The organism is Herminiimonas arsenitoxidans (assembly GCF_900130075.1).
Classification (GTDB): Bacteria; Pseudomonadota; Gammaproteobacteria; order Burkholderiales; family Burkholderiaceae_D; genus Oxalicibacterium; species Oxalicibacterium arsenitoxidans.
The window spans coordinates 444,782-461,175 of sequence record NZ_LT671418.1 but is presented as its reverse complement, the minus strand read 5'-3'; the positions used below and the strand labels follow the sequence as shown (position 1 = coordinate 461,175).

At 51.5% G+C, this 16,394-nt stretch carries 14 protein-coding genes; 3 read left to right on the top strand and 11 right to left on the bottom strand.

Annotated features, from left to right (window positions below):
• Positions 1 to 72 precede the first annotated feature (72 nt).
• From BQ6873_RS02095 to BQ6873_RS02085, 3 genes are all read right to left on the bottom strand, one after another.
• Entirely contained in the window at positions 73 to 2,925 is a 2,853-nt protein-coding gene (locus tag BQ6873_RS02095; protein ID WP_231949205.1) for a jacalin-like lectin, read from the bottom strand.
• A 236-nt stretch (positions 2,926 to 3,161) separates the two neighbouring features.
• Entirely contained in the window at positions 3,162 to 3,866 is a 705-nt protein-coding gene (locus BQ6873_RS02090) for a PAS domain S-box protein (RefSeq protein WP_076591178.1), read from the bottom strand.
• Positions 3,867 to 4,122: 256 nt separating this feature from the next.
• Positions 4,123 to 5,109, bottom strand: a complete 987-nt coding sequence (locus tag BQ6873_RS02085) for a formylglycine-generating enzyme family protein (RefSeq protein WP_076591177.1) — start codon at positions 5,107 to 5,109, stop codon at positions 4,123 to 4,125.
• A 292-nt stretch (positions 5,110 to 5,401) separates the two neighbouring features.
• On the opposite strand from BQ6873_RS02085, the gene BQ6873_RS02080 reads away from it, so the two are divergent.
• On the top strand, positions 5,402 to 6,148 hold the full coding sequence (locus tag BQ6873_RS02080) for a sulfite exporter TauE/SafE family protein (protein WP_076591176.1): 747 nt from the start codon (positions 5,402 to 5,404) through the stop codon (positions 6,146 to 6,148).
• A gap of 5 nt (positions 6,149 to 6,153) precedes the next feature.
• Here BQ6873_RS02080 and BQ6873_RS02075 read toward each other — a convergent pair whose 3' ends face one another.
• On the bottom strand, positions 6,154 to 6,753 hold the full coding sequence (locus BQ6873_RS02075; protein WP_076591175.1) for a GNAT family N-acetyltransferase: 600 nt from the start codon (positions 6,751 to 6,753) through the stop codon (positions 6,154 to 6,156).
• A gap of 371 nt (positions 6,754 to 7,124) precedes the next feature.
• Positions 7,125 to 7,586 (bottom strand): redox-sensitive transcriptional activator SoxR, encoded by a 462-nt coding sequence (gene soxR, locus BQ6873_RS02070; RefSeq protein ID WP_076591174.1) that lies wholly within the window; start codon positions 7,584 to 7,586, stop codon positions 7,125 to 7,127.
• A 188-nt stretch (positions 7,587 to 7,774) separates the two neighbouring features.
• On the opposite strand from soxR, the gene BQ6873_RS02065 reads away from it, so the two are divergent.
• The gene (locus tag BQ6873_RS02065) at positions 7,775 to 8,398 is read left to right on the top strand and encodes an NADPH-dependent FMN reductase (RefSeq protein ID WP_197685166.1); all 624 of its coding nucleotides are present in this window, start codon (positions 7,775 to 7,777) and stop codon (positions 8,396 to 8,398) included.
• Between the two features lie 43 nt (positions 8,399 to 8,441).
• On the opposite strand, the gene BQ6873_RS02060 is transcribed toward BQ6873_RS02065, so the two are convergent.
• The 6 genes from BQ6873_RS02060 to BQ6873_RS02035 form a co-directional block, all read right to left on the bottom strand.
• Positions 8,442 to 9,311, bottom strand: a complete 870-nt coding sequence (locus BQ6873_RS02060) for an efflux RND transporter periplasmic adaptor subunit (RefSeq protein ID WP_076591172.1) — start codon at positions 9,309 to 9,311, stop codon at positions 8,442 to 8,444.
• Positions 9,312 to 9,328: 17 nt separating this feature from the next.
• Positions 9,329 to 9,526 carry a DUF1656 domain-containing protein gene (locus tag BQ6873_RS02055; protein ID WP_076591171.1) on the bottom strand — a complete coding sequence of 66 codons (198 nt, stop codon included), beginning with the start codon at positions 9,524 to 9,526 and terminating at the stop codon, positions 9,329 to 9,331.
• Positions 9,516 to 11,738 carry an FUSC family protein gene (locus tag BQ6873_RS02050; protein ID WP_076591170.1) on the bottom strand — a complete coding sequence of 741 codons (2,223 nt, stop codon included), beginning with the start codon at positions 11,736 to 11,738 and terminating at the stop codon, positions 9,516 to 9,518. Before BQ6873_RS02050 ends, BQ6873_RS02055 begins: the two co-directional genes overlap by 11 nt.
• On the bottom strand, positions 11,735 to 12,238 hold the full coding sequence (locus BQ6873_RS02045) for a MarR family winged helix-turn-helix transcriptional regulator (protein WP_076591169.1): 504 nt from the start codon (positions 12,236 to 12,238) through the stop codon (positions 11,735 to 11,737). Before BQ6873_RS02045 ends, BQ6873_RS02050 begins: the two co-directional genes overlap by 4 nt.
• Positions 12,235 to 13,725: an efflux transporter outer membrane subunit gene (locus tag BQ6873_RS02040; RefSeq protein ID WP_331712974.1), complete on the bottom strand. Its 1,491-nt coding sequence runs from the start codon at positions 13,723 to 13,725 to the stop codon at positions 12,235 to 12,237. Before BQ6873_RS02040 ends, BQ6873_RS02045 begins: the two co-directional genes overlap by 4 nt.
• Before the next feature lie 269 nt (positions 13,726 to 13,994).
• Entirely contained in the window at positions 13,995 to 15,392 is a 1,398-nt protein-coding gene (locus BQ6873_RS02035; RefSeq protein ID WP_076593896.1) for an MFS transporter, read from the bottom strand.
• A 127-nt stretch (positions 15,393 to 15,519) separates the two neighbouring features.
• Between BQ6873_RS02035 and BQ6873_RS02030 the strand changes: the two genes are divergently transcribed.
• Complete coding sequence (locus BQ6873_RS02030) at positions 15,520 to 16,386, top strand: LysR family transcriptional regulator (RefSeq protein ID WP_076591168.1); 867 nt, start codon at positions 15,520 to 15,522, stop codon at positions 16,384 to 16,386.
• The last annotated feature ends 8 nt before the right edge of the window (positions 16,387 to 16,394 follow it).

The following is a 16,394-nucleotide window of genomic DNA, read 5'->3' as shown; positions in this document are numbered from 1 at the left end:
AAAGGCAGCAGTATTTTCATGTGACGTAAACGAATGATGGCCCCGAAATTTCGGGGCCATTCATGTCAGATATTAACGCGGCCCCGTCGAAGTGAAATTCAGCTGATTGATCGAGCCGCCGGCGCGGCCTGATAGACAACTGACCTTTTCACCGGACGTCGCACTGTAGCTACCGGGACTGCCACCGTTGCCGCCGTATGGGCCGAAGGTGCGCCCACGGTTGGTAATAAAAGCAATGTTGTCGATGATGCCACCACTACGATAGTCGATCCGCACGACGTACTCACCACTAGGCAGAGCCACATCGGCCTTGAATGCATCCTTACCACCTTGTACTCCGCTCCATCGACCGTTGGCGTAGAGGAACTGGGCACGATCGACCGTCTTGTTATAAGACAGTCTCCAGCCAGTCAGCGGCATATCATCGCAAATGTCTTGATCGTTCCAGGCATTGCCGCCATCACCACCAGCAGTCTGCACACCGGCCAGCGGCACGGTGACTTGCGACGCCGGACGTGGATCACGGCCTTCGTCCTCGCCGCTGTTGAGCCAATGATCCATCGCATCGTCAAAGTTCCGTTTGCCAAAAGCATTCTGCAAATCTGGATAACGCTTGAGGTAGCTTTCGATGCTGACGCCGGCACTGCCCTGGCGACCTTGCTGGATACCCGTGTCCAACCAATGCTGTACTACACAGCGCCAGTCGCCCTGGCCGCACAGTCGCTGGACGTCGAGATAACGATTACGGTAAAACACCGCACTGAACTCAGGACTGCCTTGGCGGCCTTCGTTGAAACCGTTGTCTTTCCAGTGCGTAGACAAGTCGACCTTTGCATTCACCACATCGGTTGCAGTGTCGTAGTAGTAATCCCAGTCAAACACGGACGCCGCGAATATAGGATCAGGACCCTTCTTGTGTTTCTTTTTCTTGCCGATACGCTTGAAGGCATTGCCTGCATCCTTGAAAGCATTGGCTGCTGCATTGGTCGCTTTGTTGGCCACATCACGTGCTGCATTCTTCGTTTGCTCGTATTGCTTGCGCGCGTCATCGGCTGCTTTCTGTGCGGCCTTGGCTGCATCTTCCGCTGCCTTTTGCGATGCCTTGGCAGCGTCTTCTGCGGCCTTTTTCGATTCAGCTGCAGCCTTGTTCGCGGCATCTTCTGCGGCTTTAGTCGCTACCAGCGCTGCATCAGAGATTTTTTTCAATTCCTTGTTGGCCATATCGGCCGTGTAGCCGGAGAGATTCTTGTATTCGCCGGCAATCTTGCGATACGCAGCTTCCAGCTCCTTGCCGATACAACCAGTAATGGCACCCGGATCAACGTTGACGCCGCCTTGGCCGTCGAAGATCTGAGCCATGTCGGTCGTCGGTGTGATGTCGACCGAGGTCTTGATTTCAAACGGGTTGATGCAGCTGGCGTTGACCTCAATGCTCATTTTGGAAGTACCCAGCGTGATCGCGATCTTTTGCCCGGCCAAATTGCCCTTGTAAGTAATGTCCTGCCGTTTCATGTCGATGCGGGTTTCCTGCGACAAGCGGAACGGAACTTTGCCCAACGGGCCCAGCTTCAGAACCATATCGGCACCTACGCCGTTGTAATAACCATTGGTACCAGCAGAGACATCTGTCCAGCCCAATGTCTGACCAAAGGCAGCGACCTGGCCGCTTTGCGCATAATATGGACCGCCTTGTGCCAATGGTCCCAGCACCGCAATGTTGAAGTACTTAACGTCTTCAGGCCATGGTTTCGTCGCATCGCCAAAACGATATTCAGGCGGCGGATTCGGATTTTTCAACTTGAACATCGACAATGGTTTCGCCATCGCCAGCAAGGGCCCCTTGAACGAACCGACGCCGCGGATGAAACCACCACCGTATTTAGCCAAGCGCGGATCAGGCGACGCCATTGCAACGATGACACGCGCCGCATCTTCCATCGTGAACGAGGCAGGTGTCGCCATTAAGAATGAGAAATCGAGAAAATCCATCGCACCTTCCGGCGTCAATGGCGTCTGGAACTGCAACAATATCTTCTTGTCGCCTACACCCTGGAACTGGGCATTGCCCTTATAACCGAAAGTGAGGTTGTTGTTGATGAAGAAGGTTGCATCCGTCAACGTAACCGGCGGCAACATCATCGGCAGCCTGGAGCCAGGTGCGAACTGGAACTCGACAAAAGCTTCCGGCTTGGCCGCATTGGTGCCGGCTTTTTTCATGGTCGCGCCATCTGCTAGATCACTGGCGACGTCAATACCGGCACCTGCGCCGCTGGAAATATCCATAGGTATAGGCATCACGATCGCCGCACGCATGGTCAGCTGATCAGCGCGCACGCCCAGCGATTCCATCGTCAGTTTGATCGGGCCACCCAAATCTGCGCGGGCCGCCATCTGTGCGCCGCTGGCAAAGTTAAGCGAACTCACGCCAAAATAGCTGTCGTTGACGACCTTCTTCAGGTCGGGCGGCATACGGTCACTAGTCAGGTCAAACTCAGCGGTCGAAATCGAGATCATCAGCGAACGCAGTGAGGTTTGTCCCATCACGTTCTGTACCTTGTTACCGAACAATTTCGGCATCGAAATTTTCTTGTCGACGACGATGATGAATGTTTGCTGTGCGCTATTACTGGTAAAGAAGTACAGGTGTACAGGTCCCGACTTGGTCTGATAGCAGCCGCTCAAACCGCCACCGCAGCTGGTCTTTTTCAAATCACCAACCATCTTTTGCAACTGGTCCTTAACGTCCAGCGACAGGCCACCGAGCATTTTCTTCAGTGCCGGTTTGATATCAGGAGCATCGCTGGCTTGTGCCGGCAGCTGGAACAAGAGTGCACCGAATAATGTGAGGCTGGCCTTGAATAGTACTTTTTTGATGGCGCTCTTCAGTGGAAACTCAGCCACCGGTCGTGAAGAAATCAGATTCAAAGCCATACTCCGCGAAAAGGAAAATTGCGAGTATAGGGATTTCCAGATGGAAACTTCATGAGCAACTCTGAGCAATTCCGAGTTAACTCGCGCGTTCTGCGAAGCGTGCAGAGGCTGCACCATTTCGGACCAGTTTATGGACCGATGATGCAATTTATGTTTGTTCTTTTAAGATGGGGAAGCGATGAGATCAAGCCGTCGGAACGACTTGTTCATGCAAGAAAAATTGCGCGTACTCAGGGACAGATTTTGCTTTGCTCGTGAAAGCGATAACCAATAGCACGCAGAGTGCTGACAGGGAGCTGTTGGCCGGAAGCCTCTTCGACCTTGCGGCGCAAACGATTCATCTGCGTATCCAGGCGACGCTGGTCATATTCGATAAAATCTTCGCCGAGAGCATCGACGATGCTCCTGCGGGTCACACATTCTCCGCCGCTCATGAGCGTCAGTAAAACAATGTGATCCTGTTCGGAAAGCGTGATGTTGATACCATTCGGCGAAATCAGACGACGCGGTGAGGCGGACAACTGCCAGTATTTTGTGTATTCAGGTATGAGCTGCGGTGCGACCACTTCACCGTGATCGAATTTGCGATCGGTGATATCCCGTGCCACGCCTATCCTGACCTGATGATCTTCCGACCACGAAGCAGACCAGCTGATATACACGACCTGACCGTCCTTGCGTATATAGCGATTCTCAAAATACCGTTGCAAGTAACCGCCCATGACGCGATCGATAGATTGCTGCGTTCTTTCACGATCATCCGGATGCACCAGATCCAGCATGTACTTACCGACCATCTCTGCCGGCGTATAACCAAAGATGCGCTCGCACGCTCCTTTAACGGACAGGCATTGGCCTTCTGCACTAACAGCACAAATCGCATCGAGCACAAAGTCCCCGTAGTCACTTTTTGGGACGCTGCCTTCTTTTTCCATCTGCTACTCTTTCAACAATTATGTCTATCGTCGCTCTGCATGTCAGAGCAATCAATTTAAAGCGTTAATCGGGTTTCGATCACCGGCATTTAGCCAGCGACTCGTCAAGATAAGCAAGATAGTGACCAGCTCTATAGGTATCTGCACTCATTCATTTTTGACATTATTGAACATGGCTGATTACGCATTTTACGGAATCGCATGCGCCCTTGCAGTATGTATTGCGAATAGTGGATGATTTTCTTGTAAACGCTTTTTAATCGGCTTCACGTAATAAACGCATGCCCACAAGTGTGTAGCGCGTATCTTGCGAATTCCAGTTGCGATAGGAGGAGCGCGCGTAGAACGACCACGTGTGCCATGAACCACCGCGGCGTACACGCACTGTGCCTTCTACCGGCCCTTTGGGATCATCCAACGGTGAGTTGGCATAGTACTTATCGTCATGCCAATCGGCAGTCCATTCCCACGCATTGCCGTGTATATCGTAAAGACCAAAGGCATTCGGCGCGAAACTGCCTACTGGTGCCGTAAAGGCAAAACCGTCACGTCCAGCGAGTGCAAACTTTGCCCACTGCTGCCAGTTCTTCGCCGTATCAGCATCGAATACATTCGCTGCACTGAGCAACGACTGCGGATCGTCGCCGGTGTAATAGTGTGTTTTAGTACCAGCGCGTCCCGCATACTCCCACTCTGCTTCAGATGGCAAGCGATAGGTGCGCCCTTCTGTCTTGCTCAGCCATTTGCACATGGCCACCGCATCGTTCCAGGTAATGTTCACTACCGGATGATCATCACCTTGTGGAAAGCCTGGATTGCGCCATGAATATTTTGGATTGCGTCCGTCGAAAGCATCGCCACGCGCAGATTTGGCTGGATTGTAATCGGGGTTGTAACCATAGCCACCGGTACCGTCTGCTTCCGATTCCGGTTTATAGCCCGATGCATCGAGAAAGCGTCGAAACTCGCCTACCGTCACCTCATATTGACCAAAGTAGAACGCACGCGTGATGCGTACCTTATGCGCTGGTCCTTCATCGATCAACTCCACAAAGCGCTTATGGTCATATTGCGGATAAGACTTGGCAAGGGAATCGGGCGACTCATCGCTGCCCATGACAAACTCCCCCGCCGGAATCAGCACAAACTTCATACCCAGCGAATTCTGAATGCTGGGCTCCGACGACCACGCGCCTGAAGCTGTTAGAGTAAGGCAAAGAAAAAGTATCGTCCGTATGTGCATAGCAACTTAAAAGTAAGAAAAAATGCAAAACCCTCGGACTCCACTGTGAGGGACCATCGCTGCATGCTGACACGAAAAAATCGGCAGTGCAATATCGTGCAGACAGAAGATTTGAACGTGTTTCAATCGCAGACAAAAGCCTCATCCCAAGGCGTATAACGCAGATTGATAAGGGGTATCTCTGGCATAATTCAACAGATGATAATCAGCCTATCCAGCAGTACTATCCCAGCTTTATTTCCCAGTCAGGCAAGCGTGATCGGCATCCAATTCGAATGAAAGTCGTCACCTCATGCTGACGATGGCAAGTGCAGCCATCATGCTGCCAGCAATACTGCTGACCGGTGCCTTGATAGGTGCTTGCGGTATCGGTGGCGTGCTGCTGGTTCCGATACTCACCCATCTGGGTGACATCCCCTTACCTCAGGCAATTGCCGCTGCATCCCTCAGCTTTGCCTTGCCCGCACTCGTTGCCTTGCGCCCTATGCGGCACCAACCTGAACTGTTAACACGTTGTCTGCCGTTGTTGGGAGGAGCATTGCTGGGTGCGGCAGGCGGAGCGCTGACCGTACACTGGCTATCTGCCAAGAGTTTGATGTTTGGCGTCATGCTGCTGGTTTTGTTCGCAGGCTGGCGCGGCTTGCGATCAGCACATATCGCGGCCACCCCGGCTGACATACTCGGCAGAAATACATTGTTCGTATTGGGTGCTGTGGTGGGCTTCGGTTCAGCATTGACTGGTACGGGTGGTCCAGTCCTGATCCTGCCGCTCTTGATGCTAATGCGTCAGCCTCTGCTCTTCGCAGTCATCGCGTCGCAAGCGATACAGTTCCCGATCGCGCTTGCCAGCAGTACCGTCCACGCGCTGGAAGGACGGCTGGATATCAAACTGGCCGCCATCTGCGGTTTGCTCATGTTGATAGGATCGTTTGCTGGGCAACGTGTTGCTGCAGGTTGGAATGTCGCTCAGTTGCAGCGCATGGTAGCGATTCTGCTGCTGGCAGTTGGCAGCTGGTTTGCCTGGCTCTTGCTGCATTGATTGCTTTAACGCGCCATCTTCTGTTCTAGCAAGGCTTTCACATCGGCCCATTCTGAATCGATGATGCTGAAACGTACCGAGTTACGTTTGCGTCCATCCGGCATGATCCGCTCGTGTCTGACGATGCCTTCCTGTTTTGCCCCTATACGTAAAATCGCGGCGCGTGATTTTTCATTCAATTCATCCGTCGTGAATTGCACGCGTATCGCCTGCATAGCTTCAAAGGCATGCGTTAACAACAGGTATTTAGCTTCCGTATTGATGCCTGAGCGCTGAGTTGAACTGCCCAACCAGGTATGACCGATTTCCATTTTTCGGTTCGCCAAATCGATCTTCCAGAAACGTGTGCTGCCAACAATCTGGCCAGTATCTCGTCTGACAATAACAAAAGGCATCACCGTTCCTGCCTGACGTCCCTCTAATGCGGTAGCAATGTAATTGCCCACGGTGTCAGGACCCGGAATGATCGTCACCTTCATATTCCACAACTCGCCGTCTGCGGCCGCAGCTACGAGACTGGCCGCATCTTCTGCTTGTAAAGGTCGAAGTTCAACAGTTGGCCCTATCAAGGTCGGCTGGATTAATGGCGTGGTGTTAGCGTTCATTTGTGATCTATGTGCGTCAAAAGACTTTCATCATAAAGCGTCACAGAATATTTTTCACAGCGATTTTCGAATAGGCATTTGGATACAACATGCTCCATATCTACAGAAATAACATCGAGCAAACAACTTCTTCCATTGCTTGCCTCTTCACAGTTATCCCCAAAAGTTATCCCCACATTTTGTGCACAGGCTTGTGCATAACTCCGGCACAACTGACTTATGTCATTGATCAATAAGGAAAATTGGATTGCGCTCAAATTCGGGCGTATCAGTGCAAAACACCTACTTATTCAGATGCTCCGCATCTCTTTACTTAACACTAAGTACTTTTAAATCCAGCTAGAAAATAAATTTATCGATGAACATTTAACTCAATCCGGATCCAGCAAACGCGGCCCAGCTCCTTGTTCCGAAAGCACATCCTGCGGATTGCGTAACTTGCAATGATCAAGCGAGAGGCAGCCGCAACCTATGCAGAGGTTGAGCTGATCACGCAGTTGCACCATCTTCGCGATGCGCTCATCCAACTCCGCCTTCCAGCGCACTGATAACTTTTCCCAATCCTTGGCCGTTGGCGTTCGACCTTCCGGCAATGTCGCTAGCGCCTCGCCTATTGATGCGAGTGGAATGCCGACACGTTGCGCTACCTTGATGATCGCAACGCGACGCAGCACATCGCGCGTATAGCGACGCTGATTGCCAGGATTGCGCCGACTGGTAATCAAGCCCTTAGCTTCATAAAAATGTATGGCCGAGACAGCGATACCACTGCGTTCCGCCACCTCACCAACCGTCAATTCCTTGTGTAGCTGATCGGCATTGATTTTTCCCATAGCTTTCTCTTGACCTTAAGTTAAGTTGAGGTTTTACACTGCCTTTCGTTTATACGCAACACACAGGAACTGACGTAATAAAAACCTCACATAATTTAATTAACTCTTTTTAGCTGTATATATATACAGTATATTATTGGCACGCTGATACAGCAGCGTTTTGTCTCAAAACAGTATTTGGAGATTCCATGAGCGCACAACTACCCGCCCTTTCCATACGGGAAATGACGACAATGAATGAAAAGATCAAGGTCGCTTTGATCTACGGCAGCATCCGTGAAGGACGCTATTGCGACATCGTGGCGAAATGGACTTGCTCGCAGATACGCGCACGAGATGGATACACACTTGATATCGTCGATCCGGCAACACTGTCTTTATCCCCTCCACTGGAACGTGGTGTGAATCCGGATCTGGAAGATTTGAGAGAACGTCTGGAGCAAGCCGATGCATTTATCATCGTCACGCCTGAATACAACCACGGTTACCCTGCACCGTTAAAGCACTTGATCGATTCCGTTAACAAGGAATGGCAAGCAAAGCCGGTTGCGTTTGTGTCTTACGGTGGAGTGTCTGGCGGCCTGCGTGCAGTCGAACAACTGCGTCAGGTATTTGTAGAAGTGCATGCGACGACTATGCGCAATAGCGTCAGCTTTGCCAATGCATGGGAGCAGTTCGATGAACGCGGCAATCTGTACGCACCTGTGCGCGCTGAGAAATCGATGGAAATGATGTTGGCGCAATTGAGCTGGTGGGCCAGCGCCTTGAAAGATGCGCGTAACAGCATCCCGTACAGCATAGTTGCAACCTGAGATCAGATCTCTCCAGCAAGAGAAAGTCTGATCTCTGGTTCACTTACTTCTTCTCAGGTTTGACTATCACCGTACACGTCATTCCTGCGACCAGATTGTGCGCTTTATCCAGATCATCGATCTTGATCCGCACTGGAATCCGTTGTGCCAAGCGTACCCAGTTAAAAGTTGGATTAACGTCAGCCAGCAGTTCTCTGCCGGTCGCGGCATCGCGATCGGTGATGCCGCGTGAAATGCTTTCGATGTGACCTTGCAAGGTTGGGCCACCGCTCATCAAATGGATCTCAACCTTGTCATTCACCTTCAGATATTGCAATTTTGTTTCTTCAAAATAGCCGCTCACATAGTATGAGTTGCTATCAATCACAGCCAATTGAGCCACACCTGCAGTGGCAAAATCGCCCGCATACACATGCAAGTTAGTCACATAACCATCAACTGGTGAACGTACCTCGGTACGTTCCAGATTGAGTTGTGCGATATCGCGTGCCGCTGCCGCCGCCTCATATTTTGCGCCAGCGATAGATGACAGCGAATCCGCTGCTTCGCGACTCTCACTCGTCACGATAGATGCATCCAGTCCGGCGCGTCGTGCCGCCTCCTTGCTACGCACCCTTTTCTCCGCTTGCTGTGCAGCCAGCGCTGCTTCAGCTTGTATCAGTGTCTGGCTATAGCGGCTCTTGTCTATGCTGAACAGCACATCGCCTTTATGCACGAATTGATTATCGTGCACGGCAACGCTGGTCACAATGCCGGAAACGTCCGGCGCAATATGAATGATGTTGGCCTTGACACGACCATCGCGCGTCCACGGCGAATCCATATTGTCGTCCCATAGATATTTGCCGAACAAGATGGCAACCAGCAGCAAGACAGCGGTAATGATGTAACGCAAATAAGCGGACGTACGCATGAGAGTGATCCCTCTTTTTAGTAAAGTAGTAGTGCCAGCGCACCGAATATACAAACCAGCAAACAAAGCCGGAACAGTGAGCGATGCCAGACATATTTATAAACGCCGAAATGGCCACACAGCCAGTCAACGCCAATATGTATCAACACGCTCAACAAAAAAACTAATAGCAGCGATGGCGCCAATATGCCAAAGATGGAAATTTCACGCGGCATGAATGTTTGCTCCATTTTGCAATTCTGATTCGATGGAAAAATCGCTCAATGATGAGTCGAGTAACGATGCATTGATCATGTGCAAGTCGGTCAAGGCACGCTGCAATTGTGCAGCCTCGCCGGCCTTCAGTCGGTCTTTATCCAACAGCAAAGTGCGCAGCATTTTTCCGGCATCTTGCGTTGCTATGAGCGCCTGCGCATGCTGTTCCATTTCAGGGCGTCGGAAATAATCAGCCAGGCTGGCGATACATTTTTCTTTTGCAATACGCGCCGGATGGTCGGCACGCAGACGCGCACTCAGTTCACGCAAATCCAGAATCGCGTGCCCCAGCTCCAGCAAAACTATCGCCTGATTCAAGATACGACGCGTCGCTGCATCCGGAGTGCCACGCACACCCATACTCAATTGATTGAGCAAATCGCGAACGCGGCTTTCGAAGTGATGACGCAGATGTACCGCATCGCTGAGACAAAGACGCAAAGCTTCGCCCCACAGGGACTCTGCGATATGACGACGTGAGCCTTGCTTATGCTCAGGCAGAATCAGAGCAAACATCAATGCGGCAAGAACCAGACCTATGATCTGCGCCATGCTGTCATTGATGAAGTTGGAGACATTGAAGCGCATCATGTTTTCCGGCGCGATCATCTGAGCGAACATCAGATTGAAACCAATACCGATACCGGCCACCTTGCGCCAGGTACTAAGGTATGTCGCCACGATCAAGAACGGCAGCATCGCCAATACCAACATGCCATAGCCTTCTACGTGATTGAGCATGAAGAAGGCGCAGAAGAATGCAAACGGTGTCGCAATTGCAAAGCCTAATGTCGTTTGACGAATCAGACCGCTGGGATCAGGTGAAGATGCAGCCAAGCCGCAAAAAACAACCATGATGATGACTGCACCACCTGCGCTAGGCCAATTCAAACCGTACCAGGCCAATGACAGCAATAACAAGGCAGCAGCACTGCGTAAACCCGCAGCCATCGCAATCACAGGCGGCGTTTTGGCGCTGTATGCGAGGATCTTTTCCTGATTCTTCACCGGCATATCAGACAAGCGTTTGGGCAAGTCGTGATAAATCGCAACCAGCCTATACAGATCATCACTAAAGCGCTGCAGCAACTCCAAGCCGGTATCAAGATTCAAGCGTTGCTTGTCATTGTGCGGTAGTTGTGAAAAGTTACGACGCGCATCGGCAATCATCTGCGGCAAGGCAAGTCGCAATTCAATCAGCTTGTCATGTGTAATGCCCGCCTCTATGCCGGTCCGCGCCGGAATATTGCTCACCAACAAAGCCTCAGAAAAAGCCGTATAAAGCGGCATCATCAAATCCGGAACCAGCATGTCGCCCCGATCACGCAGACGTTGCATCAGTTGATGCAGCGTATGGAATGTCGTCAGACTCACCATCGCTGCAGCATTGAATGCATGCAATTGCTGATTACGCACACGCACATCACCGGCTTCAAAGAAAGCAGCCGCACGCCCTGATTCCAGTGCTGCGACTTCCGTTGCGAACTGCAGATGCAAACGCTCCATTTGCTCCGGACTTAAACGCCCTTGCATTGCATCGATACAAAGCTGCGCAAAATTGCGATACAACTTGCGCACAGCTTGTACCAATTGCTCGCTCTGATGTTTGGGAAACAAGGCGTCATTCACCAAGGCCGCACACAAGATACCTAATGAAATTTCCGTCACGCGCGAGACAGCCAGATTAAACACCGTCAACGGTGCATCAATCGCGGGCACTGCAATCATGCAAGCCGTATAACCCGCCAACACAAATCCATAGGAACGCGCATTGCGCATCAAGGCAGAACCGGCGGTACACAAACCCACCCATGCTGCGAGTGCGATAAACAAGGGCACACTCTGCTGCGGAAACAAGGCTATGAGCGTCAGTGCAGCAGCACAACCAACCAAGGTACCGAACAAACGATAGATACTTTTTTCCAGCGCCATCCCGCTACTGGGCAAGGCGACGATGAAGACCGTCATCATGGCACTGCGTGGCGAATCAAATCCCAAACGAAAAGCAATCCACAAAGCGAGGAAAGCTGCCAGCAAGGTTTTAAGTACGAATATCCAGCGCTGCCCTTCCGTATCTATCCAATCCTGCGCAACGACGCGTGCGCGGCGATACCACGCGGCAGGCGGTGCTGGTGTCGCAGGTGTTGATTCGGATTCGGCCGCGATGTTCATACTTCTTGCACTTCTTCCAGATTGGCGAGTTGCTGTCTGAGCATGGTTTCTTGCAGTGCCAGATTCTTGTCATTGATTCCTTCGTACGTCTTGTTCAAAATCGCCCAATAATCAGGTGATACATGCTCGACGCGTTTTCTACCGGCAATGGTCAACGAGATATCGACGCTACGTCTATCTTCCAGACTGAAGCGACGTTTGATCAAGCCCTGCTTTTCCAGATCATTACAGATGCGCGTCAGATTCGCTGGCTTCTCCGAGCAGGCATCGCCTAAATCGGACGCACGTTGTGTCTCATCATCCGAACCATAAAGCACCATTAATGCGGTGTAGCCGACGTTGGTCAGGCCGTGTTTTTTCATCACGGCATTGAGTTGATCCTGCGTTCGCTTCTGGATGTGATACGCCAATCGGCTCAACGTCACCAACTGCTGCGGATGTTCCGGCATGCGTTCACCGCAACGGGCGATACGACGTACCGTACTGTCAAAGTTACTCATGGCTTGTCCTTGCTGCTGATCGTATTCTGTTTCACATCGGTGGCTTTAGAATCGACTTGTTCAGGTACATAACCACCGCCCAATGCCAGCATCAAGGCCGCATGGCTCTCCAGCATGCGTGCATTGATTTGCACACGCTGTTGTTGTTGTGCCAGCAAAGTCACTTCGCTATTAAGCAGAACCAGGAAGTCCGTCATACCGGCCGCAAATCCCTTGCTAGCCAGAACGCGCGCCTTGGTCGCTGTTGCCAGTGCTCCGTCATTGAGAGTTTTCTGTTGCTGCAATGATTGTGCTGCAACCAAACTATTGGCTACGCTTTCCAGCGCATGAATGATCGTGCCGTTATAAGTTTCTACCGCGATGTCATACGCTGCTGTATGCGCGCCCAGGTTGCTGCGCAGACGACCACCGTCGAAAATCGGCAATGAAATAGCCGGGCCAATTCCGCGTATCGCTGACGAACCAGTGAGGAAATTACTAAAACCTATGCCCTGAAAACCAATGAACGCCATCAAATTGATATTCGGATAGAAGGCAGCCTTGGCCACGTCTATCTGTTTGGCCGCAGCTTCTACTTCCCAACGACGCGCAGCCACATCCGGACGGCGACCGACCAAATCAGCAGGCAAGGCCGAAGGCAATTGCAGCCAGGCACTATTATCGAGAGACAAGGTAGGACGCGTAATTTTTTCACCAGCGGCTGGGCCTTTACCACTGAAAGCGGCGAGCTGATTGCGTAACAGCGTGATGGATTCTTCGTATTGCTCTATTTGTATATGCAGCGGTGGTACAGCGGCTTCCAGTTGCGTGACATCCATTTCAGTAGCCAATCCTGCTGCCAATCGCTGACGCATCACATGCAAGGCTTTCTCGCGATGCGCCAAGGTATCTTCAGCGATATCTTTCAAGGCGAACTGCAATGACAGTTGCACATAGCTGCGTACGATATTGTTTTCCAGCGCAAGCTGAGCGATCTGCGATTCGGCAGCGGCGACCTTGACTTCATCTACTGCGGCAGCCAAAGCCTGACGCTGTTTACCCCACAAATCCAGATCGTAAGTCGCTTCCACGGCAACACGGTTGTACCAGGCGTAATTACCCGCTTCTGGCGGCGGAATGAAATCATGTGCGGAAAATAACTGGCGCGTCATGGAAGTCGATGCTTCCACATTCGGCAAGGTCGCCGACTTCGCCAAGCCGGCATAAGCCTGCGCCTGACGTACGCGCGCCTCGGCAATATGCATGTTTGGATTGTCGCTCAGTGCTGCAGCTATCAAACCATTCAGTTGCGTATCGCCATAAGCCTGCCACCATTGAACCTGCGGCCATTGTGCAGCGGCATTTTTTGCTGAAAGAGCAATATTGGAACCACCATCCAGACTATTCGCATCCATCTGTTTCGCCTGCGGCTTGATATTGCCCATGTCGGCGCAAGCGCCAAGCAACGCCGTCAAGCAGACCAGACTCAGATAAGTAATTTTTTTCATCATGATGCAAAAGCCAATCAAGATAGTGATGGATTTTTTATTTTACTCCAATATATTTTACTAATGAAGTATATTTTTACGAAATATCACAAGCGTTCTTGCATCAAAGATATGAACTACCTTATCAATATAGACAAAGCATTAAGAAGTTGTCGGGAAATAATTCGGCCAGAGCGACCATGCCGATACGCTTGATCAATAGAGTTAATTATTAATCAAGCGTATGGAACACCTACAGATTCACGAAATGGATCCAGCTACAACTATGATCAATGCTTCCTTACGGGCGCATTCAAACGTATAAAACGCAGCACCAACAACCAAGCCCCGCCATACGCCACACCAACCGCAGCAAGCGCAAAGATCACGCGCCAGTGCCAATCCGGCGCCATATGCAATATCGTCCCCATGATCGCCACCCCGACCAAAGCGCCAATCTGACGATTCGCATTCAGCGCTGCGGCAGCGCTATTCGCGTGCAAACGCCCTGCCATTTGCAACACGGCCGTCGTCATCGCAGGAATGGCAATACTCACACCGAAGTTGCAAGTGCCAACCGCTAACGCAAACACCCAGTACGACGTTTGCGGCGTCAAACCAGTCAACAATCCTGCCAACACAGCCGCCAAGCCTAGACCAAGCAACATCGGCAAGCGTGGCCCCCACTGCGCCGTGATACGGCCAGACATAAAGTTACCGATAAAAATTACCGCCATCGTCGGCAGCAACTGCAAACCTGTTTGCAAAGCATCTGCACCCCGAGCCTGCTGCAAGAACAGACTCAGGAAAAACAGTAATCCATACACACCAAAATTAATCAGGAAACCAATCCCATTCGCCGCGGCAAAATGCGAGGTCGCAAACAATTCGCGTGGAATCAAAGGCGCAGCACCACGACGCTCATGCCGTACCAGGAAGAAACCGGCTATCAAGGTAATAACAATTCCAGCCATAATCGGAGCTGAACCCCAGCCGAAAACCGGACCTTCAATCAGCACAAAACTTAATGCTGCCAGCATCAAAACGCCGGTTAAATGACTAAGAATAGTCAAGGGACGCCAATGGCGTGCAACATTGGGAATCACTTTGTTCGCCAACATTAAACCCAACAAACCCACCGGCACATTGATCAGAAAAATACTGCGCCAGCCAAACCAGTGAATCAATACACCACCGACCAAAGGACCGATCGCACCTGCTGCGCCAACCGCTGCAGACCAGATGCCCAGCATCTTGGCGCGCGTATGGTCGTCTTCATATACATGCGTCATCAAGCTTAAAGAACTAGGCATAAAGAACGCGGCACCCACGCCCTGCAACAAACGCGCAGCCACCAGCGTCACGCCATTGGGCGCGATACCGCACAGCAAGGACGCCACGACAAAAATCGTCAAGCCGAACATATAGATTTTCTTGGCGCCATAACGATCTGCCAAGGCACCGCCCACCATCAGCATCGCAGCAAAGGTCAGCGTATAACCATCGACGATCCAGACCAGCATGGACAGCGGCGCTGACAAGCTCTCTTCTATCGAAGATAAACCGACGTTGACTACCGTGACATCCAGCATCGCCATCACAAATCCGATCGCCAGCGCGACCAGCGGCAAATAACCAGCGTGCGTTGGAGCAGCCAGCGTGGAAGGACTGAGTTTGGGGGCTTGCATCGTCATGATGTGCTTTCTGTACTGCGTGATCAGAGCAGCATTTTAGACCTCTTGTGCGATGCAATAAATAAGCATAATCTCATTACTATGATGCAAATTTGCATCACAAAACAAACAGGAAATGATCATGGATTGGGATAACGCCAGAATTTTTCTTGCCATTCAGCGCGTAGGCACACTGCGCGGAGCGGCCGAACAATTGCAGATCGATCAAGCCACCGTCGGACGCCGCCTGGCAGCGATGGAAAAATCCTTGGGTACACGGCTGTTCTTGCGTACACCAGCCGGCTATGTCGCCACGCCAGCTGGCGAGCTGGCAGTCACCACGATAGAGAAAATGGAACAGGCGGCAGATCAATTGCAGCGGCAAATGCAAGGTACAGATGAGCGCTTGTGTGGTGTCGTGCGCGTGGCAGCAACCGATACGATGGCCAAACATGTTTTGATGCCCGCCATGCAGAAGCTTCATGTAAAGCATCCAGACATCCGCGTCGTCCTGACTACGTCCAATCAGGTTTCCAACATCACCCGACGCGAAGCTGATCTTGCCGTGCGTAGTGTGCGACCAACCAGCCCGGACCTGATTTCTCGCCATTTGAAGCGCTTGGCCGTTGGCTTGTACGCATCCAAGGCTTATCTGAAAAAACTAGGAATGCCGCAACCAGGCACCGCGCTGGCTGGACATGATGTCGTCATCTATCAACGAGCGATTTATCCCAGCCAAAGCGAAGCACTATGTGGCGAATCCATCGCCAATGCCCGCGTCACCATGGAGGTCAGCTCCGGCATGATGCTATTCGAAGCGGTTAATGCCGGTTTGGGAATTGGAGAATTGCCAACACATATCGGCGATGCAGGTGCGCAACTCGTACGCTTATGGCCGGAGCGCTTTGAGCCTTACGATCTCTGGCTGGTGCTGCATAGCGACTTGAATCGCACCGCACGCGTACGTGCGGTAGCCGATGCCATAGTAGAAACCTACGAAGAATCTTGAAGAAGTTT